Raw genomic sequence first — 20394 nt, 5'->3', positions numbered from 1 at the left:
TATTACCTCAATACTGTAACAGAGCTTTCTAAGAACTTTGTCGAATTTACAGTGTCATCTTCATTAATATCTTTACGAGAGATGAGTGCCTGTAGCTCAATTAAGTGTTTACGATTTTTAAATAATACATTTTTCTGACCACGTACTAATAGGTGATCACGACTGATTTCTTCTACAATAACCCCAGAGATCTTATCGTGAATCTTGCTGTCTGCGCTTTTGTCTTCATCATCGCCAGCACCTTCAGCGGCAGCTTGTTGTCCAGGCTGTTGTTCACCTTCTTTATTCGATGTTGCGCCAAGTTTAGGAATTGGTGGAAAAGCACGTTTTAATTCCATTGTAATTTCATTTTTTAAACGTGTTTGAACATTAACTAAAATAATGTCTCCATTTCTTTTCCATTTATTTTTTGTGAAAAGGTAATTCTCGTTACCGTCACCGGCCCAAAGGCTTCCATCATTTCTATTGTCATAAAAATTACTTGCAGTAACTCGAGGACTTACTGTTTTAGAATATTGTCTTTTAACCTGAGGCTGTACATTTGGTCGAGTCGTTGAAGTAAGACTTCTTCTGTCTTGTGGTGCATCTGCACTTCTTCTCGATCGGCGATATTGGTCAAATTTACTATCTGCATTTGCACGACGTTGTTGCTCAACTTGTCTTCTTTGTGGCCCATCAAGTTCTGTATACATTTTACTGATGTAGTTAGCACATGAAGTAGTCATCAATGAAAAAACTAATAATAAATACAATCTCATAATTCAACCTTTACTTCGTTGAGACCGACGACCTTTGCTGTATATACTTTGTTGGTTTTCACATTTTTAACTTTAATAAAGTCTTCTAGCTTACCAACAGATAATGGCGTACCTGTCCCTGATAATTTAATTCCGTTATTTATAAGTGTGACTTTAACTGGCACACCAAAAGATACTAAGTTTATTGGAGTGAGGTCTCTCTTTTTAATTACTTCACCTGGAGAGATCACTTTGTTTGATTTATAAAATGGAATCTCTTCGATATTCTTAAAAACAGCTTTTTCATCTGTTGTATAAATTGTTTTCTTCTTCACATTTTTTTTATCAATAGACTTGTAACTTAAGTTTATCTCATTAGTTGCAACAACAGCTTTTACAGGTTTTTTTACTTCTATATCTAACCATTTTATTTTGTTGTCATATGTGATTTTTACTTTATTTCTTCCGAGCTTTTTACATTGATTACATGCAAACTCTAATGAAGTTAGTCGATCTACAGAAATAGACTCGAGAGGTTTTCTTGAGTGGAATTCTACTTTCCAGTTATGAGGTATCGAAAATTGATTTTTTATACTGTCTTCAAGACTTACAAAAACAGTTTCTTTAGTCATTAATTGAATCTGATTTTGCGCTAGCTCACGGCTATGATGAAGGTTTAAGTTTCCAGTCACTTCTTGAAGGATTTCATTTAAGATTTCAATCTGACTGCGGTTACAACCTTGTTGAGTGAATGTCACTCTAGCATTGTTCACACGATATACTTTATCAGCAAATGATACTTTACAAGCACTTGTCATCGAGCTTGTTAATGAAGTGAATAAGAATGGAATAATTAATTTTTTAATCATCTTTTCGTATTAACCTTATTACCTTGTGATGTTATTAACTGTTTGTAGCATTTGATCAGCAACACCCATTACTTTAGAGTTCATTTCATATGCTCTTTGTGCCTTGATTAGATCAGTCATCTCATTCATAAGACTAACATTTGCCATCTCTAGGGCACCTTGTTGTAGTGATCCTGTATTGTTTACGCCTGCAATTCCTTGGATCGGTTGTCCACTGGCCGTTGTTTGGCGATAAAGGTTATTTCCGTCAGAGTGTAGTCCCGGATTATTTACGAATGTAAAAACTGGAATTTGTCCTACGTTTTGTGGTTCAACTTGTCCTGTAAAGTAGGCTTCACATGTTCCGTCATTTCCAATGCTGACGCTTGCAACACCTGGAGGAAATGTTATTCCAGGAAATACTTGATAGCCCTCTTTTGTGACTAGTTGTCCTTGAGCATTTACATTAAAAGCACCATCTCTAGTAAAACGAAGTTCTCCATTTGGTTTAATAATGCCGAAAAAGCCATCACCATTGATCATAAGATCAAAAGGGTTATTTGTTACTTTAGGAGCACCAGCAGAAAATACTTTTCTTACTCCACTGATCTTAGAGCCAGAACCAACTTGTACACCAATAGTGTAGTTAGAATTAGCATCTGATCTCGATCCAGCTTCCTTGATTGTTTCATACATAAGCTCTTGAGATTCAGCTCTTTGTTTTTTATAGCCAATTGTATTTAGGTTTGCCACGTTGTTAGATATCGTATTAACGTGCATCTCTTGTGTGGCCATACCTGTTGCTGAAATATCGAGTGCCTTCATCATTCCAAATGAGTAACGGGCCATGAATAGAAATGTAATAAATAGTATAAAGTTCTTCATATTACCTCAGAATTTAATCATCTCATTAACTGCTTTAGAGCTAATTGAATCATAAGTTTTAATTGCTTTTTGAATTGAATCGAAATGTCTGTGCGCCTTAATAAGGTCTGACATTTCAGATACAGCATTAACATTTGATTGTTCCACAAAGCCTTGATGGATTGATGTGTTTGTTTGTTCTTTTAGATTGCCCTCATTATTATTCACAAATAATGAGTTCCCTTCTTTCCTTAGGGCATGAATATCATTGAATTCAGCAATATTAAGTGCGCCAACTTGATTATTATTGGCATAAACTGCTCCATCTAATGCGATGGTAATATTCTTTGTCCCTGGTGGGATTGCAATTGGCTCATTATCATCACGGCCAATGACTGGATATCCTTCTTGTGTCGTTAGAATTCCATCTTGTCGTAATGAAAGAGTACCTCTTCGTGTATAGCGAATACCTTTTGGAGTATCGATGGTTAGAAATCCCTTCCCTCGTAGTCCAATATCGAGTGGATTACTTGTAGGAGAGAGCGTCCCTTGCTTAAAGTTTGTATATGAGCCATCTACTTTTACCATTGCATGTTCTGCTCCATAACTACGGTAGAAGTCTTCTGGCGCCCATTCTTTATTAGGCAAGTCGATATCCTGCGTCCCTTTATCGAGGGCCGTTAGATACTCTTTGAATGCGAGTTGATCTTTTTTAAAGCCTGGCGTGTTGGCATTTGCAACATTATTGGCAATTGTATCAACTTTCTGTTGTTGTGCGATTGCACCGGATAGCGGTACCCATAATTCTTTCATCTGCCCTCCTGGCAAATTCTTCTTCTACTATATCAACCGAGGTGCCAAATTACCTACATAGGTAAAATTGACCCATGATGTAAGTGTCCATTATTACGCATTTTTATTTAAAGAATACGTAAAGTATGGGAATATTATGTCATTGAAGATCTATTAATGTTGAAAAAATGACACGGTGAAATATGGCCAAGAAGATTGATATTGAAAAAAACCTACAAAGATTAGAGGAACTAGTTCATGGGCTTGAGTCTGGTGAGTTAACTTTAGACGATAGCTTAAAGAACTTTGAAGAGGGAGTGAAACTATATACTGATAGTAAAGGCTACCTTGAAAAAGTTGAGAAAAAAGTTCTAGAACTTACAGATAAGCTGGAAGAAAAAGAGATTGAATAAGATAAATTTCATCTTAACATTTCTCGTCTTACTTTTATTAAGTAATACATGCCAAACAAAGGAGCGCGCAACTAGTGAGGATAGAGTTGTTACCATCTCCGTTGATACCGATGATCAGCAGGTTGTTCCAGATGTAGATGAGAAGTCCTCTTATACGGAATATGGCCCAGGACAAGTTGCAAGTGAAAGCGTTGTTGAAGAGGTTGAAAGAATTCAGACTGCTGGAATTATTATCGGTCCAAATTCATCTTATAATACCGATGTGATGGACTACGTTTCTTGTTTACTAAAGAGTGACGTGAAAATTAATTTTGTAGCTGGCCTAGGGAAGTCTGCTGTTGTGGCCGCCCTCTTTTCCCAGACTAAGAAGCCTGAACTTGTTAAATGGAAATTCTTCAGACTTAAAGATAAAGAGGATATCGATGATATGCTCGAAGAGCTTTCTCTTTCTAAGAGAGCGATTAAGCGCTCAACGGTGGCCCTCTATCTTGCAAAGCCGAAAGATAAAACAATTTCCTTTGATACTAAAGGTGATATCGATAGCAATATAAGAAATAATATTAAATTGAATAAATTAATTATGAACGGTGTTTATAAAGTCGATCTAAAAAAGGGTTCACCTTTAATTGCAAATAAAGTTTTTTTCTTCTCATATGATAAAAAGTTATCGGTTTCTAAAAATCATATAAATGGTAAAATGGTTCAAATCAATATGCCAAAGCAAAATTACAGCTTAGTTAAGAAGTGTGAAATAATAAAAGAGAATTTATGAAATATTTTAAACGATTAGTCGTCTTAATGTCCTTTCTAGTTTTGATTGGAGGACTCGCTTGCTTTTCTGTCTTAGTGTACTTTTCATTTACACTGCCAAAAATCAGTAGCCTTGCAGATTATAATCCACCAATTAAATCAAAGATATTATCTAAGGATGGCGTGATACTTTATAATATAGGGAAACAAAACCGAGAGTTAGTTGAGTTTGATGATATCCCTCCAAGGGTTGTTGATGCTTTTTTATCAGCAGAGGACTCAAACTTCTACGAACACGAAGGTGTTGATTACGTCGGTGTTCTTCGTGCATTTGTTGCCAATATCAAGGCCGGACGTGTTGTTCAAGGTGGTTCAACGATTACTCAGCAGGTCGCAAAATCACTTCTATTAACTTCAGAAAGGTCAATAACTCGTAAGATAAAAGACTTTCTTTTGGCACAAAAAATTGAGAAACGTTTTAATAAGAAAGAGATTCTCTATTTATATCTTAATCAAGTGTATCTAGGTGGAGGATATTACGGAATTAAATCTGCTTTTGAAGGTTACTTTAATAAGGAATTAAGTGAGGCCACAGTCGCAGAGTCCGCTCTTATTGCTGGACTTTTAGTTGCTCCTGGAAAGTATTCTCCTTATCGAAATCCTCAACATGCAAAAACAAGACAAGCCTATGTTCTAGGTAGAATGTTTGCTAATAAGAAAATTACAAAAGAAGAATATCAAGAAGCATTACAAGAAAAGATTAAATATCAACTACGTAAGAATAGTCCTTTTTTAGCTGGCTATTTTACTGATTGGGTACGTCGTCAAGCAATTGATATCGTTGGCGAGGAAAACTTCTTAACTAATGGGTTTACTGTTCAAACGACTCTTAATTACGAACTTCAAAAAACTGCCGAAGAGAGTATTTTAGAAGGGGCGAAAGAAATTGATAAGAGACAAGGATATAAAGGTCCTGTTGGTCATATCGATCTTGAAAAGCTAGATGAATATATCGAAAAGTTTAGAAAGGACCTTTATAAAGATAAGTCTAATTACTTTACTCTGACTGAAGATAATGAAAGAGAATATGAAATTCAAATGCAAGAAGATGAGTTAGAGGTTCTTAAAGAGTTTACTCAGGAACAGATGTCTAAACTATATTCTTCGCGTTTTTACACTGGTTATAATAGTGAAGACCAACTTCTTAAATACTTAGAAAAAGACAAGCTTTATAAAGCTGTCGTTCTTCGTCTTGATAGCCGTATGAGAAATATAATTATTTCTGTCGGTGGGATAACTGGCGTAATACCTTATCATCATTATCGTTGGGCACACGAAAGAGCGATTACTGATAATGTTAAATATTGGGGTTATGTTAAAAATCCAAATACGATCCTTAAAAAGGGTGACGTTATTCAAGTTCGCATCACTGACTTTAGTACTAAGCTAGAGAATACAATTTATAAAACTTATCGTGATGATTTTAGGCGCATGAAGGATTATAAGCACCTAAAGGATCAAAATTATTTGATGTGTGCTCTAGAACAGGAGCCTGAGGTTCAAGCAGCACTGATGAGTTTAAATCCATTCACTGGTGAAGTTGTTTCAATGGTTGGAGGTGTAGACTTTGACAAGAGTGAGTTTAATCGTGCCTTACAATCAAAGCGTCAGCCAGGTTCTGCATTTAAGCCTCTTCTCTTTGCAGCCGCTTTAGAAAATGGTTACCTTCCTAATACAATCATTCTCGACACACCGGAGGCCCTTGGTGGTGCTAATCAAGAGTTAAATTGGAAGCCGAGAAATTATGATGGTAAGTTTAAAGGGCCTATGACCTTAAGGGAAGCTCTTGAACATAGTCGTAATATACCAACAATTAAGCTGGCCCTTGATTTAGGGATGGATAAAATCTTTAACTTCTTAGATCGTATTGATTTTCATGCTGATATGCCAAATGATCTTTCAATATCTTTAGGATCATTTGGAGTAACACTACTTGAAATGATTCGAGCATATTCAATCTTTCCAAATGGTGGAAAGAAGGTTCTACCAAAGTCGATTATTTCAATTACAGATCGAAATGGTAAGGAGTACTTCTTTCAAGATGATTTTGCGACTCAATCAAAACTTGAACTTGAAAAGTTAGCAAGAGAGTCAAAGGATGAAAATCGTCCAGAAAATGTTCGTGAAAAAAATGAAAATGGAAAAGAGCATAATGAATTTGAAAAAGAAGCTGTTAATCCATATCTATTAAATTTAAATGAAGAACAAGTCTATGACCCACGTCTGGCTTACATTATGACGAATCTCTTAAAAGGTGTCGTGCATTACGGAACTGGACGACGAGCACTTAGTACAAGTCAATTCATAGGTGGTAAGACTGGAACCACAAGTAGTTATGTGGATGCATGGTTTCTTGGTTTCTCTCAAAATATTGTAACTGGTGTTTGGACAGGGATGGATGACAATCGATCTATGGGTTGGCCAGAGACGGGAACAAAAGCTTCTCTTCCTATCTGGAATGAATACATGAAGCGCTCAATTCAAATCTATGGTGAGCGTGATTTCCAAATGCCTCCTGGAATCGTAAATGTTTCTATTGATAAGAAAACTGGTGAGCTTGCAACTGGATCAGGGCCTAAGTTTTTGGAAAGTTTTGTTGAGGGAACAGAGCCAGGTTCAAATTCAAAGAATAACTACTTTAAAAAAGAGGAAAATAGTCAGGAATCTGGAGCGATCCTAGAAGATGACGATTTCTTTAACAATTAATTAAAATTTGTCGTAAATATTCCGCTATTTTATCCGAGAAGACATAGTAAGAGCGCATAAAGCGCATCTTCTCGGAGCCTTTTTTGGAATTAGTTCATAAAAAACACAGAACTTATATCTATCTAGCGATCGCTGCATCGCTACTTGTGCATCTTGTGATGATGCCTTCCAAAATGACTTCTCTGAGTATGCTCTCTCTGCCTAAGCTCGATAAGAAAGAGCCTCAACGCATTCGTCTTAAGTTAAATAATAAGGCCCGACAGATTGTCACTACAGCAAAGGCCAATCAGGAACTCGTTGATAAGGCCAAGTTTCTTAGTGAAACTAATAATAAAGTTGACCGAGAGACGAAGGCAAAAGTTGTGGATTCTTTTAATCTTGGGGGCCTTGGTAATGCTAAAGTTGACCAAAAGGCTCAAGGGAAGAAAGCAAAGAAGCAAAATAAGAGAAAGTTAACGAAGTCAAAAACAGGACGTATTAGTTTTCAAGACTTTGCAGTATCGCAAAATACCTCTTTAGAAAAAGATCAAAACCTAGTTAAAGGTACCAAAACAGGCGCAGAGAATAGTCGCGGGATTGCTAGCTCAAATGACCATTTAGAAGATATTAAATTAGGGGATATTACTAAGCTAAATACAACAGAGTATAAGTATTACGGTTTCTACTTTCGAATAAAGCAACAATTAGAGCAGCACTGGGGCAGCACTTTAAGAGAGAAGATGGAGGCGATCTATCGTCAAAACCGCAGAGGCCCAGCAGGAAGTAAATTTCTAACAAATGTGCGCGTTGTTTTAAATGAAAAAGGTCACATTGTTAATGTTATAGTTCAAGGCTCGTCTGGAGTAAAAGACCTAGATGATGCAGCGGTTGAATCCTTTAATAAAGCAGGACCGTTTCCAAATCCACCAGCTGGAATGGTGAAAAATGGTTTCGCAAATATTGACTGGGGATTTGCCGTTACAAAGAACTAGTGCTTTGTATTTCCTTTAAGCATTTTCTTGATATTGTTGATACCTTCCATAAGAACATAGTCAGTCCAAACTTGATCAAGCTCTTTGATAGTTTCCACAATTTTAATAGCTGCTTGATCGTAAGAGATACGATCAGTTTCTGCTAATTGTTCAATTGCATTTGAAATCGCTGCGATTGCTGAAGAGTTGCAAGCCTGACTTAATCTATCCTCATAAGTAGTATCGATCTTTCTTTCTTTACCCTTAATGATTGCTGTGTTGATTAGCTGAATAGATTCTTGATTATTGTGCATTTAATACCCGTCTCAATTTATTCGATATCAGTGAGAATTGGGAGTATGAGGCCTTAGCATTCATTCGTAAAGGAAAAAATTGTGGTAATGGAAATATTTTTTATGTTGAATTTGTAAGTGTTTGAAATACAAAAAAGCCCTCTATAAGAGGGCCTTGATATGATAGAAAAAGTTATTTTCTAATAATTATTCTTGACACAGAGATTCGTAATCTTCGTTGCTTAAAAGGTCACTTAACTCATCTTGATTTGTCATTTTTACTTTAACCATCCATGAATCATATGGATCAGAGTTAAGACTATCTGGTGTATCAGGAAGCTCTTCATTAACTTCTGTTACAACACCTGATACTGGAAGATAAAGATCACTTGCTGACTTGATTGATTCAACTACACCAAAAGTATCATCTTTTGAAAACTCTTGTCCTACTTCTGGAAGTTCAACGAAAACAATATCACCAAGAGAGTTTTGTGCGAAGTCTGTAATACCAACAGTTACGATATCACCTTCTGCTTTTACCCACTCATGTTCTTTAGTATATTTTAGTTCTGTTGGAATGTTGTTCATTATTTATGTCCTCCGCTAACAAATGGTTTTGTATGGTAATTAGTATCTATAATATTCTTTCTAATTTGTATTTTAAATTTTTTATTTTCTGGAAAATGTTCTCTTTGTACGAGTCCAAGACAGATACCTTGGGAGTTTGTTACTGACATTGTTCCACTTGTAACTTTTCCAATAACTTCATCTTGCTCATTTAAAATAGGATAACCTTCTCTAGGTATACCTTTATCAATTGATAACTTCACTAGACGATACTTTGAAGTTAATCCATCTAATGCTTCTTTTCCAATAAACTTTTCTTTTTTAAGTTTAACAGTCCATTTGAGTGCTGCATCAAGTGGTGTCAACTCATCATTCAGTTCATGGCCGTAAAGTGGATAACATACCTCTAGTCTAAGCACATCACGAGATGCAAGTCCACATGGAGTTACATCAGCATTTAAAAGCTGTGCCCATAATTTCTTAATTGTTTCATGGCCTCCAAAAATTTCAAAACCATCTTCTCCTGTATATCCAGTTCGTGCCATAATAATGTCGCAACCACTCCATTCACTTTCGTAAGCTGAGTAGTATTGTGCATTCGTAACGGACTCAAAACCTAGTGAAGCAAGTACCTCTTCAGTCTTTGGTCCTTGTATCGCTAATAGGGAATAATCATCCGATTTATTTGTTAATGAAATATCAAAGCCATCGGTTTTTGAGGAAATCCAACTCCAGTCCTTTTCGATATTTGCAGCATTAACACAAATCATAATCTTTTCATCGGCCAATTTATAAGCAATAAGATCATCGACTACAGTTCCGTCTTCGCGGCAAAGAGGTGAGTACACAGCTTTACCTGTTTGCGCACCAGCAAAATCATTAGTTAAGATATAGTCAACAAATGCGATAGCATCTTTACCTTCAACAAAGAATTCACCCATATGTGAGACATCAAAGACACCAATATTATTTCTGACAGCTTCAACTTCTGCCTTTACTCCTGCATATTGAATAGGCATTTCATAACCAGCGAAGTCTGCCATTTTTGCTTTTAGGTCGCGATGGGCCTGTGTTAGGGATGTTTGTTTCATAAATGTCCTTGTATTTTATTTTTTGGCCGCGCTAATGAGGTTTTGTGAAACACTAAAGATTGTCATTGGCCCTACACCTTTTGGAACAGGTGTTATTGCTGCAACTTGATCTTTGATATTAGCAAAGTCACAATCTCCACATAATTTTCCATCTTCACTGCGATTGATTCCAACATCAAAAATTATCTGAGAATTATCATCTCTAAAATATTCTTTTGTGAATAGTTTTGGAGAACCGATTGCTGTGACGATTATATCTGCGGTTTTAGTTAAATCTTTTAGGTTTTGTGTTTTTGAGTGAGCTAAAGTTACTGTTGCATTTAAATTGGATAGTAGAAGAGAAAGAGGCTTTCCTACGATAAGACTTCTTCCAACAATAACAACACTCTTACCTGCAAAATCAATTCCATAATACTTGGCCATGGTCACAATTCCTTTTGGAGTACATGGAATCATGGATGTCTCACCAAGTTGACCACGATAAAGTTTAGCGACATTTTCATAATGAAAACCATCGACATCTTTATGAGGAACAACAAGATCTGTGGTATCAATTTGCGATAAGCTTTTTGGTAGTGGGAGTTGAATAAGAATACCGTGAACTAAATCATCATTATTGAATTCGTTTACGACTTTTAGAAACTCTTCTTCTCCTGTGGATTCATCAAGATTGATGATCTCACAATTAGCTCCAATTTTTTCTGCAAATTTTTTCTTACTATTTGTGTAAATAATGCTTCCTGGATTATTGCCAACAAGGATTACCTTTAAGCAAGGAGTTATACCCTTAGACTTTAAGGATTTACACTCATCTTTGAGGACTTCAACCTGTTTTTCAATAACGGGCTGAGCATATAGTAATTTAGCTTCTTTTTGCATCGATCTATATTATCTTTAACACTAAGTATTGGCAATTTCAGAATTACATCGTATTCATTGATTTATGTTTTTTTGGTTAGGATTAGCACTACAATTAATAGGCTTTGCCTCAGTTGGTCTCTGTCTTTTTGCTGGATTGCAAAAAGGTGATTATGAAATGCTCGAACTTTATCAATTCATTGGTGGCTCAGCAGTATTTTATATCGGTCATATGATAAAAGGCGTAGATCGCTCGTAAATTCGAATTTTTCGTTTATACTAAGAGTTATGTATATTCTTGGAATTGACCCAGGATCTCGTACCACTGGTTGGGCTGTGATTGAAGTTGAGGGGCGAAAATTTAAATACATTGACTCGGGTGTCTTAAAATTTGATAAGATACCGGAATTTCTTGATCGTCTCGCTACTATTTCGATGTCAATTAAAGATATTGTTTCACTACACAAGCCTGATGAGATCTCAATTGAATCTCTCATCTATGTAAAGAGCGTCCCTGCTTTGTCAAAATTGGCCCAAGCTCGTGGAGCACTTATCGCAGGTCTTTCTGAGAAGTATCAGGGAAAAATCACAGAATATTCACCAAACTTAATAAAATCTACTGTCACTGGTCATGGCCATGCAACTAAAGAAGGTGTTGATAAGGCCTTATCGATGATTTTTGGCAAGATTACTTTTAAGTCACATGATGAGTCAGATGCCCTTGCTATAGCCTTATGTCACGCGTTGAATCGTGGACAAAGAGCAAAAATAAAGGGAAAATCAACACGTACAAAAGCGCGTACATTAAAAGAAGTATTTTCTAAGTAGGTTTTATGATTGGACTATTGCAAGGAGAAGTCGTTTTCAGTGACGGAAACGAGTTGATATTATTTTCACCTTCAGGTGTCGGACACCAAATTTATTTTCAGCACGTTCTACCGGAAGGTTCAATTGCTGCAATTTTTATTTCACATATTGTTAAAGAGGCGAGTGAGGAACTTTTTGGGTTTCGTTCACTTCGTGAAAAGAAAGCATTTGAAATGCTCTTAAGTGTTAAAGGTGTTGGTCCAAAAGGGGCCTTTGCTCTTGTAACGAGTATTGGCGTTGATAATATAATTGATGCAATTCTTTTTGAAAATAAGAAGACACTTCAAAAGGCTCCTGGGATTGGTGCCAAGGCAGCTTCACAAATCATTCTTGATTTAAGTGGAAAAGCCCAAAAAATAAAAATGTATTCTAAGGCTTCAGCAACAGCTACATCTGTACCAGATACAGTAATACAGCCAACTCTTAATCTCGAAATAATTGAAGAAACAATTCATGCAACACCATCATATGATTCAGCTTTAATGAATGATGCCATAATGGCATGTAAGGAACTTGGTTTTACTGAAGATAAGGTTATGCCTCTTGCTAAGAGAATCTTAGATGAGAATCAAATTACTAGAGCTGAACAATTAGTTCACCTCGTTTTAAAAGAGGTCTAAATGTCTGATGAACGAATTTTCGATCCTGAACTAGGTGAAGAGGAAACAAAGAAAGAAGTTCTTCTAAGGCCTAAAGACTTTACTGAATATATTGGTCAAAAAAAGATTGTTCAAAATATCGATGTCATGGTGAATTCTGCTGTAAAGAGAAATCAGTCTATGGACCATGCTCTTTTATCGGGACCTCCTGGTCTTGGGAAAACATCATTGGCCATGATTATTGCAAATGCACTTGGAAGTCATCTGCACGTTATCTCTGGACCGGCCATTGAGAAGAAAGGTGATCTTGCCGCTATCTTAACTAACTTAGAAGCAAGAGACGTTCTCTTTATTGATGAAATACATCGCATGCATATCTCAGTCGAAGAAATACTTTACTCAGCGATGGAAGACTATCGACTTGATATTGTAATTGGAGATGGAGCTGCGGCACGAACAATGCAAATTGATATTGCTCCCTTTACTTTAATTGGGGCAACAACTCGTTCAGGTTTATTATCAAATCCTCTTCGAGATCGTTTTATGGCCCACTTTCATTTTGATTTTTATCAACCTGAAGAGTTAGCTAAAATTATCTCTAATAATGCAAAGAAATTAAGCTTGGGAATTGATGAAGACGCCGAGCTTTTAATGGCAAGGTGCTCAAGGGGAACTCCGCGAATTGCCAATCGAATTCTTAGAAGAGTAAGAGACTTTGCTATTGTGCGTGATTCATCACATGTAAATATCAATGACGTAATGAAATCTCTTGAAATGATGGAAATTGATGAGCGCGGACTTGATCGAATGGATCGACGAATTCTTAAAGTTATCCAAGAATACTATGGTGGCGGCCCTGTGGGGATTGAAGCACTTTGTGCAACTTTAGCAGAGGATCGTTCAACAATTGAAGATGTCTATGAGCCTTTCTTACTTAAGGAAGGATTTTTAATACGTACGCCAAGAGGTCGCGAGATCTCACAAATTGCAAAAGAGTTGATTAATGAAAAATAAGTTTTTTATCTTAGTTTTAGTTTTTTTATCCCTAAATTCACAAGCAACATATGATCTCCACGCTGGAGCTGGGTTTCGCTCCTATGCTCTAGGTGCTGCCGCTCGTATTGAAGGTGGAGCTAACCAGGAGCTTTGGCGCCATAATGATCAAATCTATGGCTTTCTTCGCGAAGCCGCTTATTTTACGACAAGTGGAACCATTAATACGATTGGTGGAAAGATTGAACTCTTTCCAATTTCAATTCTTGGTTTCGTAGCAGGATCAGAACAAGTTTATCGCTCTTCAAAAGAGTTAGATACTTTTGATTGTGATGTTCAGGTTTGTGACTCTGATGGAACTCGTTCTTATTTAAGAGTTGATAGTGTTCTCGGATATAAGAAATTCGTCATGATTAATGATTATCAACGAGATTACTTTGATTACGACTTTAAGGGTGAGGTAGCAAATGCCCTTCATACACTTGAGATCCAATCAGATGATATTGTAAACATCATGAGAAATATCATCGCATATCAATATAGTGATAAGTACACATTTGGAATTATTCATTTTCGTACTTGGTCTGAAAAAACAAAACAGGATAAAACATTTGTTGGTTTTTTAAATCAATTTAAAAAAGATAAGTGGACTTATGATGTGGTTCTGGGTGGGAATCGTGATCGATTTAATCGCAATCACTTCAGTATGCTACTACAATTGAAATATGATTATAAGAAAGGTTTAAGGTTATTTTAAATGAAGAAAATTTTATTACTTGCACTCGCACTATTAATGACATCATGTTCATTGCTCTATGGGAAGCTTGGTGGAGACTTTGATTATGAACCAAGTGAATACGAAAAGCTTCCTAAACACGTAAGAGAATTCATCGAAAAGTCATATGATGGAATAGACTTAAAAAAATTAAGAGATACTCACTTACACATTGTTGGCCTTGGAAATAGTGGCAGTGGTATTTGGGTTAACCCACATATGAAAGATTGGTTTAATCACCTGTCTAAGTATAATCGATTTAATGTTTATATGACGGCGTCTGGTGTTGATGATGAATCACAAGCCGATGAGCAATATATTGCACGCTTAACTGAATTGATGAGATATCAGCCTCATTTCATTCCAGCATACGCTTTAGCTTTTGATTATCACTATAAATTAGATGGCACGATAGATTTAGACCACTCAGAGTTTCATGTTCCAAATGAATATATCGCTAAAGTTGTAAAAGAAAATCCTGTCAACTTTAAAATGGTTGCTTCGATTCATCCATATCGTAAGGATGCACTTGAGGAGCTTGAAAAATGGGCCGCTCAAGGTGTTCGATTTGTAAAATGGCTTCCAAATGCCATGGGGATTGATCCTTCAAATAAAAAAGTTCTTCCTTTTTATAAGATGATGAAAAAATATGACATGACACTGATCTCTCATGCAGGTGAAGAAAAGGCCGTTGAAGGAGATAAGTTTCAAGAGCTTGGTAATCCTCTTCGTCTTCGTCCTGCACTTGATATGGGAATCGATGTAATTATCTCTCATGCAGCCTCAAGAGGTAAGTGTGCCGATCTGGATAACGGTGGAGTACAAGCAGAATGTTCAGATCTATTTTGGCGTCTTTTCAAAGAAAAGAAATATGAAAAGAACTTATTCACTGACTTATCGGCATTAATTATCTACGAAAGACTAAGCCAGCCTTTAATTGAAATGATTGAGAATAAGCAATTTCATTCACGTGTAATGTATGGTTCTGATTATCCACTACCTGCAATCAATTGGATCTATCGAACTACTGATCTGGTTGAAAAAGGATTTATAACAGAAGAGGAAAGAGATATTCTTAACGAGATCTATTCAATCAATCCTCTCTTATTCCACTTTGTGGCATTAAGAACAGTAAGGCATCCCAAAACTGGAGAAAAACTCACAGATGAAGCGTTTGAAATGCCTACACGTCTTTTAAAAAAATAAGCTATTTTTTAATAACTGCCATTGTCAGACGAGAGATACATACTAATTTGTCTTTCTCGTCTGTAATGCGGATATCCCAGATATGAGTTGATTTTCCAAGATGGACAACTTTGGCCTTGGCCGTAACGAGCCCACTTTGAACTGGCCTAACGTGATTGGCGTTTATCTCAAGTCCTGCAGCATAGTACTTAGAAGAATCCAGTACTAAATTAGAAGCAATAGAGCCAACAGATTCTGCTAAAACACAGCTTGCCCCTCCGTGAAGGACGCCATATGGTTGCCTTGTTCTCTCATCGACTGGCATTGTTGCCACGAGATAATCATCACCAAAGTCTGTCACTCTAATATCGAGATGCTCGACACAACAGCCTTTGTTGAACTTGTTTACGTCAGTTAATTCGAATTCTTCATTCCATATATTCATAAATAAAACCTTTTGAACGTGTTATATTTAGATAAGCTAATATTGTTTTATCATATGCATTTATTTTAGGGTTATTATTAAAAGAGTGGAAGGCTTGGTTAATTTTTGTTACAAAAAGCTTTAACATGGTAGATTTGGTAATATTTTGCTGGTATTTGACGATACTTGCTATATATTGCTGCAAAGTTTAAAATGGAATGAAGTACTTAATATTAGGTGAATTTAAATGTTAAACCAACGAACTATTGCTAAGACAGTTACGATTACGGGAATTGGAATCCATTCTGGTGAGAAGGTTTCTATGACTCTGCATCCAGCTCAAGCAGACTCTGGTATTTCATTTAAAAGAACAGATATTAAGGACTCAGAGATCCTAAAGGCGACTGCTACGACAGTTGGGGCCACTGAGAATAATACTGCTATTGGTTCTGGTGCGGGCGCAGTTCACACAGTTGAGCACTTACTTTCTGTTCTCTACGGTTTTGGTATTAATAATTGTTTTATCGAAATTGACGGGCCAGAAGTTCCTACAATGGATGGATCAGGTGCCTCTTTCTTATATGTCATTAAAGAGACAGGTATCCAACAATTACATAAAACGAAGAAATTTCTAGTAGTTACAAAGCCAGTGGAAGTTAAAGTTGGCGAAAAATGGGCCAGAATAGAGCCTTGTGAAAAGCTAATAATTGACTCAACTATTGTCTTTAAACATCCTATTATTAAGACACAGCGTAAAGAATTTGAGTTTACTTGTGAAAATTATATAAATGAAATTGGAAGAGCACGTACTTTTGGATTCTTAAGAGATGTCGATATGCTTAAGAGAAAAGGTTTAATTAAGGGTGGCTCTCTCGATAATGCAGTTGTTCTTGATGACTTCAAAGTAATGAATCCTGATGGGCTTCGTTTTAACGATGAATTTGTGAGACATAAAATTCTTGATACAATCGGTGATATTAGTCTTTTAGGTTATGAAATTGCCGGAAAAATAACTACTTATATGTCAGGTCACCACGTTCACAACGTGCTTTGTCGTAAGCTTTTAGAAACACCAGATGCCTACGAAATCGTTTCAGCTACTACTTTAGAGAAAGAAGCAGTACAGGCATTTGATCTACCCATGGCCCTTGCGCCGTCATTCTAATCAGTCTATATAAAAATATTTTAGCATTTAAAGCGTGATCAACCACGTGTACAATGATATTGAATTTTCATTATCTTACGTTTTTTCGTATTAATTAAAAGAGAGATTTACATGATTCTATCAAAGGGATTTTGGCAAACTTACAAAGAAGTACCAGCTGATGCAACGATCGCTTCACACCAATTAATGATGAGAGCAGGTTTGATTCATAAGTCAGCTGCTGGATTATATAATTATCTACCAATGGGATATCGTTCGATTCGCAAGGTTGAACAAATTGTTCGTGAGGAAATGGATAAGGCCGGATGCTATGAAATGCTCATGTCTGTAGTTACTCCAGGTGAACTTTGGCAGGAAACTGGACGTTGGGAAAAGATGGGCGGTGAAATGCTTAAGTTCAAAGATAAGGCTGATCGCGATCTTTGTATTTCTCCAACAAATGAAGAGGCCATCACAGATGTCTTTAGAAAAACAATCAAGTCATATAAAGATTTACCTCTATCTCTTTATCAAATTAATACAAAATTTCGTGATGAAATCAGACCTCGTTTTGGGCTAATGCGTGGCCGTGAATTTATAATGAAGGATGCATATACTTTTCATGCAACAAAAGAATGTTTAGATGAAGTATATGACAGAATGTATGAAGCTTATGAAAATGTTTTTAATCGTCTTGGACTAGAATTCTCTGCCGTTGTAGCAGATGGTGGTGCAATGGCCGATGGTGATGCAAAAACACATGAATTTCAAGTTATTGCTGATTCAGGTGAAGATGCAATTATCTATTCAAATGAAGCAAATTACGCCGCAAATATTGAAACTGCTAAAACAATACGAAAAGTTGAAAGTGCTGCTAAAACAGGAAGTATGGCCGAAGTGTCGACACCTGGAAAAGCAACAATTAAAGAAGTTTGTGAATTCTTAAAAAAGAATGAGTTTCATTCTTTAAAATCACTTGTCTATAAAGCTAGAAATGATGAAGAAGAAAAGTTTATTCTTGTTCTTTTATTAGGTGATGATGAGCTCAATGAGCTGAAACTTGAAAAAGTATATCCTGGCTATGAAGTGACAACTGCTACAGACACTGAACTTAAGGCACTTGGCCTTATTAAGGGATTTATTGGTCCTGTTGAAATCTCAAACCTTGATATTGTATTTGATACTCAGGTTGATCTAGATGCTGCATATGTTGTTGGTGCTAATAAACTTGATATGCACTTAGAAAACTTTGTTCCAAAAGAAGTTATTAAACAAATTAAAACAGCAGATCTAAGGTTGGCATGCTCTGGTGATTATACTGTTGATGGAAAGCATCAAGTTGAATTAAAGCGCGGGATTGAAGTTGGTCATATCTTCCAACTTGGAGATAAGTATACAAAGGGAATGGATGCTACCATCTTAGATCAAAATGGTAAGGCCATGGCACCACTTATGGGATGCTATGGAATAGGTGTAACTCGTTTAGTTGCTGCTGCAATTGAGCAAAACCATGATGAGAATGGAATCATTTGGCCGGCCGCTATAGCACCTTATAATGTTTCATTTGTAGCGATTGTAAAATCCGAAGAATACAAAGAAAAAGCAAACGAACTATATAAAACACTAATCAATAGTGGTCTTGAAGTTGTCTATGACGACCGCAAGGCAGGACCAGGATTTAAGTTTAAGGATGCAGATCTACTTGGTTTACCTCTCCAGGTTGTACTTGGTGAAAGAGATCATAAAGAAGATGGTATGCTTGAGATTCGTATACGTCGCTCTGGCGAAAAAATAAAAGTGTCTCAAGAAGACTTAATATCTAAAGTGAATGAGTTACTAAAGGAACTGTAATGGAACAAGATTTAATTGTTGGTGTTCATTCAATTGTACATGCAATTCGCAATCCTAAAAGAACAACAGTAGAACTTATCGCATGCGAAGAAGGGCTAGAAAAACTCAATAAAATGGGAGGGCTCAAAAAGCATGAATTAGATGGTTTAAATATAAAACTTGTTTCTTCACATAAGGTTCAAGAGCTTGCTAAAGAGCTCTACGCTAAAGAAGACTTTCAATACTCAAGAGTTCCTTCTGGTGTACTTCTTGTAAGTTCCGCTAAGAGTATTTCAGAAACGAAACCTCTTTTTGATGCAATAGATGCTGGTGAAGAAGTTAAAATATTATGCCTTGATGGTGTAACTGATGTACATAATGCTGGAGCAATTATGCGTACAGCTGCATTTTATAATGTTTCACATATTGTTTTTGCTGTTAAAAATAATTTTAATATTGGACCTTCAATGGCCAGAATTGCTTCTGGTGCACTTGAGTATATTGAAATTGTAAAATGTAATTCACTACCAAAATTCTTATCTGCTCTAATAAAACGAGGAGTGACACCTGTAGGACTTACAGAACATACAGATGATAATGAAATTGGTGAAATAGCAGGAATCAAATGTTTAGTGCTAGGAGCGGAAGATAGAGGTCTATCACACGCTTCTGTACGATTATTAGAGAAAAAAATTCGTTTAGAACCAATAGGAAAGATTGAGTCCTTAAATGTTTCTGTTGCTGCGGCGATAGCGATGGAGAAAGTTTTTTCTTAAAATTATTTAAAAAAAACTTGCCAAATTTTTTGTTCTCTTTTATAACTTATTTCCATCGCAGGAAATTTGGGCTGGCATAGCTCAGTTGGCTAGAGCAGCGGTTTTGTAAACCGCAGGTCGTAGGTTCGAGTCCTATTGCCAGCTCCATTTTTACTACGATTGTGGCGAGGTTGCCGAGTGGCCAAAGGCAACAGACTGTAAATCTGTCGGGGTATCCCTTCGATGGTTCGAATCCATCTCTCGCCACCACTTTGAAAAAATATCTTTACAGATAATTTCAAAGAGGCTATAAAAATAAAATCTTATGCGGGCGTAACTCAGTTGGTAGAGTGTCAGCCTTCCAAGCTGAATGTCGCAAGTTCGAACCTTGTCGCCCGCTCCATTAAAAAGCTCCCTTTTGGGAGCTTTTTTTTTGCCTTTTTTCTAAGTTTTCAATTAAAATCTCTGTACACATCTTGTGATGCTCGCGTGGCTCAGGGGTAGAGTACTTCCTTGGTAAGGAAGAGGTCACGGGTTCAAATCCCGTCGTGAGCTCCATTAAATTAAGTTAAATTGTCGTTTTTTGTGCTGTTAAGTATAGATTTTACTGGCAATCCAAGAATTTTATGTTATCAATTTGAGAAAATAAAATTTGTAAGTACGGTTTTTATAGTGATGGCATTTTTTTTATGTTGAATCTATTCTGAATTTATCCGATACTTACAACTCAAAAATAGCTTATAAAGACAAACTAATAGGGTTTTGTTTAACTTTTTTAAGGAGACTTAAGTCATGGCAAAAGAATCTTTTGACAGAAGTAAGCCCCACGTAAACATTGGTACGATCGGGCACGTTGACCACGGTAAGACAACTCTTACAGCGGCAATTTCAAT

23 protein-coding genes and 4 tRNA genes are annotated in these 20394 nt (G+C 36.4%); 18 read left to right on the top strand and 9 right to left on the bottom strand.

What is annotated here, in order from left to right; genetic code table 11:
- Nucleotides 1–2: 2 nt before the first annotated feature.
- Genes ACN5L8_RS14230 through flgF form a run of 4 tightly spaced genes read right to left on the bottom strand, consistent with a single transcriptional unit; the run spans nt 3 to nt 3262 of the window.
- Complete coding sequence (locus ACN5L8_RS14230; RefSeq protein ID WP_419173347.1) at nt 3–758, bottom strand: flagellar basal body L-ring protein FlgH; 756 nt, start codon at nt 756–758, stop codon at nt 3–5.
- Entirely contained in the window at nt 755–1606 is an 852-nt protein-coding gene (gene flgA, locus ACN5L8_RS14225) for a flagellar basal body P-ring formation chaperone FlgA (protein ID WP_412473901.1), read from the bottom strand. Before flgA ends, ACN5L8_RS14230 begins: the two co-directional genes overlap by 4 nt.
- 18 nt (nt 1607–1624) lie before the next feature.
- Nucleotides 1625–2470 carry a flagellar basal-body rod protein FlgG gene (flgG, locus tag ACN5L8_RS14220; protein WP_233500235.1) on the bottom strand — a complete coding sequence of 282 codons (846 nt, stop codon included), beginning with the start codon at nt 2468–2470 and terminating at the stop codon, nt 1625–1627.
- Nucleotides 2471–2476: 6 nt separating this feature from the next.
- Nucleotides 2477–3262 carry a flagellar basal-body rod protein FlgF gene (gene flgF / locus ACN5L8_RS14215; RefSeq protein ID WP_114705907.1) on the bottom strand — a complete coding sequence of 262 codons (786 nt, stop codon included), beginning with the start codon at nt 3260–3262 and terminating at the stop codon, nt 2477–2479.
- 182 nt (nt 3263–3444) lie between these two features.
- Between flgF and xseB the strand changes: the two genes are divergently transcribed.
- The 4 genes from xseB to ACN5L8_RS14195 all read left to right on the top strand — a co-directional run bounded on the left by xseB (nt 3445) and on the right by ACN5L8_RS14195 (nt 8141).
- Nucleotides 3445–3654 (top strand): exodeoxyribonuclease VII small subunit, encoded by a 210-nt coding sequence (xseB, locus tag ACN5L8_RS14210; protein WP_162929716.1) that lies wholly within the window; start codon nt 3445–3447, stop codon nt 3652–3654.
- Nucleotides 3647–4426 carry a hypothetical protein gene (locus tag ACN5L8_RS14205; RefSeq protein WP_419173346.1) on the top strand — a complete coding sequence of 260 codons (780 nt, stop codon included), beginning with the start codon at nt 3647–3649 and terminating at the stop codon, nt 4424–4426. Before xseB ends, ACN5L8_RS14205 begins: the two co-directional genes overlap by 8 nt.
- Nucleotides 4423–7170: a penicillin-binding protein 1A gene (locus ACN5L8_RS14200; protein ID WP_412473900.1), complete on the top strand. Its 2748-nt coding sequence runs from the start codon at nt 4423–4425 to the stop codon at nt 7168–7170. Before ACN5L8_RS14205 ends, ACN5L8_RS14200 begins: the two co-directional genes overlap by 4 nt.
- 83 nt (nt 7171–7253) lie before the next feature.
- Nucleotides 7254–8141 (top strand): TonB family protein, encoded by an 888-nt coding sequence (locus tag ACN5L8_RS14195; protein WP_419173345.1) that lies wholly within the window; start codon nt 7254–7256, stop codon nt 8139–8141.
- Here ACN5L8_RS14195 and ACN5L8_RS14190 read toward each other — a convergent pair.
- The 4 genes from ACN5L8_RS14190 to ACN5L8_RS14175 form a co-directional block, all read right to left on the bottom strand.
- Nucleotides 8138–8434, bottom strand: a complete 297-nt coding sequence (locus ACN5L8_RS14190; RefSeq protein ID WP_114705903.1) for a hypothetical protein — start codon at nt 8432–8434, stop codon at nt 8138–8140. The two genes, ACN5L8_RS14195 and ACN5L8_RS14190, sit on opposite strands and share 4 nt — an antisense overlap.
- 186 nt (nt 8435–8620) lie before the next feature.
- A complete protein-coding gene (gcvH, locus tag ACN5L8_RS14185) occupies nt 8621–9001 on the bottom strand; it encodes a glycine cleavage system protein GcvH (RefSeq protein WP_120405586.1) in 381 nt (126 codons plus the stop codon).
- The gene (gene gcvT / locus ACN5L8_RS14180; protein WP_419173344.1) at nt 9001–10071 is read right to left on the bottom strand and encodes a glycine cleavage system aminomethyltransferase GcvT; all 1071 of its coding nucleotides are present in this window, start codon (nt 10069–10071) and stop codon (nt 9001–9003) included. The genes gcvH and gcvT overlap by 1 nt, the downstream gene beginning before the upstream one ends.
- 15 nt (nt 10072–10086) lie before the next feature.
- The gene (locus ACN5L8_RS14175) at nt 10087–10950 is read right to left on the bottom strand and encodes a bifunctional 5,10-methylenetetrahydrofolate dehydrogenase/5,10-methenyltetrahydrofolate cyclohydrolase (protein ID WP_419173343.1); all 864 of its coding nucleotides are present in this window, start codon (nt 10948–10950) and stop codon (nt 10087–10089) included.
- Between the two features lie 64 nt (nt 10951–11014).
- On the opposite strand from ACN5L8_RS14175, the gene ACN5L8_RS14170 reads away from it, so the two are divergent.
- Genes ACN5L8_RS14170 through ACN5L8_RS14145 form a run of 6 tightly spaced genes read left to right on the top strand, consistent with a single transcriptional unit; the run spans nt 11015 to nt 15369 of the window.
- Nucleotides 11015–11188, top strand: coding sequence for a hypothetical protein (locus ACN5L8_RS14170; RefSeq protein WP_158536777.1), 174 nt, complete (start codon nt 11015–11017; stop codon nt 11186–11188).
- A gap of 29 nt (nt 11189–11217) precedes the next feature.
- Complete coding sequence (gene ruvC / locus ACN5L8_RS14165) at nt 11218–11757, top strand: crossover junction endodeoxyribonuclease RuvC (protein WP_114705899.1); 540 nt, start codon at nt 11218–11220, stop codon at nt 11755–11757.
- A 5-nt stretch (nt 11758–11762) separates the two neighbouring features.
- On the top strand, nt 11763–12416 hold the full coding sequence (ruvA, locus tag ACN5L8_RS14160; protein ID WP_114705898.1) for a Holliday junction branch migration protein RuvA: 654 nt from the start codon (nt 11763–11765) through the stop codon (nt 12414–12416).
- Nucleotides 12417–13409: a Holliday junction branch migration DNA helicase RuvB gene (gene ruvB, locus ACN5L8_RS14155; protein WP_419173342.1), complete on the top strand. Its 993-nt coding sequence runs from the start codon at nt 12417–12419 to the stop codon at nt 13407–13409.
- Nucleotides 13399–14145, top strand: coding sequence for a hypothetical protein (locus ACN5L8_RS14150; protein ID WP_419173341.1), 747 nt, complete (start codon nt 13399–13401; stop codon nt 14143–14145). The genes ruvB and ACN5L8_RS14150 overlap by 11 nt, the downstream gene beginning before the upstream one ends.
- Nucleotides 14146–15369 (top strand): amidohydrolase family protein, encoded by a 1224-nt coding sequence (locus tag ACN5L8_RS14145; RefSeq protein WP_419173340.1) that lies wholly within the window; start codon nt 14146–14148, stop codon nt 15367–15369.
- Between the two features lies 1 nt (nt 15370).
- Here the strand turns inward: ACN5L8_RS14145 and ACN5L8_RS14140 are convergent, their stop codons facing one another.
- Entirely contained in the window at nt 15371–15793 is a 423-nt protein-coding gene (locus tag ACN5L8_RS14140; protein ID WP_419173339.1) for a hotdog fold thioesterase, read from the bottom strand.
- 226 nt (nt 15794–16019) lie between these two features.
- On the opposite strand from ACN5L8_RS14140, the gene lpxC reads away from it, so the two are divergent.
- The 8 genes from lpxC to ACN5L8_RS14100 form a co-directional block, all read left to right on the top strand.
- Nucleotides 16020–16937, top strand: coding sequence for a UDP-3-O-acyl-N-acetylglucosamine deacetylase (gene lpxC / locus ACN5L8_RS14135; RefSeq protein WP_114705892.1), 918 nt, complete (start codon nt 16020–16022; stop codon nt 16935–16937).
- 111 nt (nt 16938–17048) lie between these two features.
- Nucleotides 17049–18767: a proline--tRNA ligase gene (locus ACN5L8_RS14130; RefSeq protein WP_120405580.1), complete on the top strand. Its 1719-nt coding sequence runs from the start codon at nt 17049–17051 to the stop codon at nt 18765–18767.
- A complete protein-coding gene (locus tag ACN5L8_RS14125) occupies nt 18767–19522 on the top strand; it encodes a TrmH family RNA methyltransferase (RefSeq protein ID WP_114705890.1) in 756 nt (251 codons plus the stop codon). Before ACN5L8_RS14130 ends, ACN5L8_RS14125 begins: the two co-directional genes overlap by 1 nt.
- A 70-nt stretch (nt 19523–19592) precedes the next feature.
- Nucleotides 19593–19669: transfer RNA gene (locus tag ACN5L8_RS14120), tRNA-Thr, on the top strand.
- A 16-nt stretch (nt 19670–19685) separates the two neighbouring features.
- Nucleotides 19686–19771, top strand: a tRNA-Tyr gene (locus ACN5L8_RS14115).
- A gap of 57 nt (nt 19772–19828) precedes the next feature.
- Nucleotides 19829–19904: transfer RNA gene (locus tag ACN5L8_RS14110), tRNA-Gly, on the top strand.
- Nucleotides 19905–19984: 80 nt separating this feature from the next.
- A tRNA-Thr gene (locus ACN5L8_RS14105) sits at nt 19985–20059 on the top strand.
- Nucleotides 20060–20293: 234 nt separating this feature from the next.
- Nucleotides 20294–20394: GTP-binding protein (locus ACN5L8_RS14100; protein WP_419173376.1), on the top strand; the 101-nt coding region annotated here is incomplete at its 3' end.

It is taken from the genome of Halobacteriovorax sp., from assembly GCF_048381875.1.
Taxonomy (GTDB): domain Bacteria; phylum Bdellovibrionota; class Bacteriovoracia; order Bacteriovoracales; family Bacteriovoracaceae; genus Halobacteriovorax_A; species Halobacteriovorax_A vibrionivorans.
This window is presented reverse-complemented; position numbering and strand designations above follow the sequence as displayed.

Excerpts from the sequence above, each read along its gene's own strand:
- ACN5L8_RS14150 (WP_419173341.1), top strand. The coding sequence starts at position 13,399 with ATGAAAAATAAGTTTTTTATCTTAGTTTTAGTTTTTTTATCCCTAAAT.
- ACN5L8_RS14140 (WP_419173339.1), bottom strand. The coding sequence starts at position 15,793 with ATGAATATATGGAATGAAGAATTCGAATTAACTGACGTAAACAAGTTC.
- flgG (WP_233500235.1), bottom strand. The coding sequence starts at position 2,470 with ATGAAGAACTTTATACTATTTATTACATTTCTATTCATGGCCCGTTAC.
- ACN5L8_RS14145 (WP_419173340.1), top strand. The coding sequence starts at position 14,146 with ATGAAGAAAATTTTATTACTTGCACTCGCACTATTAATGACATCATGT.
- flgA (WP_412473901.1), bottom strand. The coding sequence starts at position 1,606 with ATGATTAAAAAATTAATTATTCCATTCTTATTCACTTCATTAACAAGC.
- ACN5L8_RS14130 (WP_120405580.1), top strand. The coding sequence starts at position 17,049 with ATGATTCTATCAAAGGGATTTTGGCAAACTTACAAAGAAGTACCAGCT.
- flgF (WP_114705907.1), bottom strand. The coding sequence starts at position 3,262 with ATGAAAGAATTATGGGTACCGCTATCCGGTGCAATCGCACAACAACAG.
- ACN5L8_RS14175 (WP_419173343.1), bottom strand. The coding sequence starts at position 10,950 with ATGCAAAAAGAAGCTAAATTACTATATGCTCAGCCCGTTATTGAAAAA.
- ACN5L8_RS14200 (WP_412473900.1), top strand. The coding sequence starts at position 4,423 with ATGAAATATTTTAAACGATTAGTCGTCTTAATGTCCTTTCTAGTTTTG.
- ruvB (WP_419173342.1), top strand. The coding sequence starts at position 12,417 with ATGTCTGATGAACGAATTTTCGATCCTGAACTAGGTGAAGAGGAAACA.
- xseB (WP_162929716.1), top strand. The coding sequence starts at position 3,445 with ATGGCCAAGAAGATTGATATTGAAAAAAACCTACAAAGATTAGAGGAA.
- lpxC (WP_114705892.1), top strand. The coding sequence starts at position 16,020 with ATGTTAAACCAACGAACTATTGCTAAGACAGTTACGATTACGGGAATT.
- gcvT (WP_419173344.1), bottom strand. The coding sequence starts at position 10,071 with ATGAAACAAACATCCCTAACACAGGCCCATCGCGACCTAAAAGCAAAA.
- ACN5L8_RS14125 (WP_114705890.1), top strand. The coding sequence starts at position 18,767 with ATGGAACAAGATTTAATTGTTGGTGTTCATTCAATTGTACATGCAATT.
- gcvH (WP_120405586.1), bottom strand. The coding sequence starts at position 9,001 with ATGAACAACATTCCAACAGAACTAAAATATACTAAAGAACATGAGTGG.
- ACN5L8_RS14230 (WP_419173347.1), bottom strand. The coding sequence starts at position 758 with ATGAGATTGTATTTATTATTAGTTTTTTCATTGATGACTACTTCATGT.
- ACN5L8_RS14170 (WP_158536777.1), top strand. The coding sequence starts at position 11,015 with ATGTTTTTTTGGTTAGGATTAGCACTACAATTAATAGGCTTTGCCTCA.
- ruvA (WP_114705898.1), top strand. The coding sequence starts at position 11,763 with ATGATTGGACTATTGCAAGGAGAAGTCGTTTTCAGTGACGGAAACGAG.
- ruvC (WP_114705899.1), top strand. The coding sequence starts at position 11,218 with ATGTATATTCTTGGAATTGACCCAGGATCTCGTACCACTGGTTGGGCT.
- ACN5L8_RS14190 (WP_114705903.1), bottom strand. The coding sequence starts at position 8,434 with ATGCACAATAATCAAGAATCTATTCAGCTAATCAACACAGCAATCATT.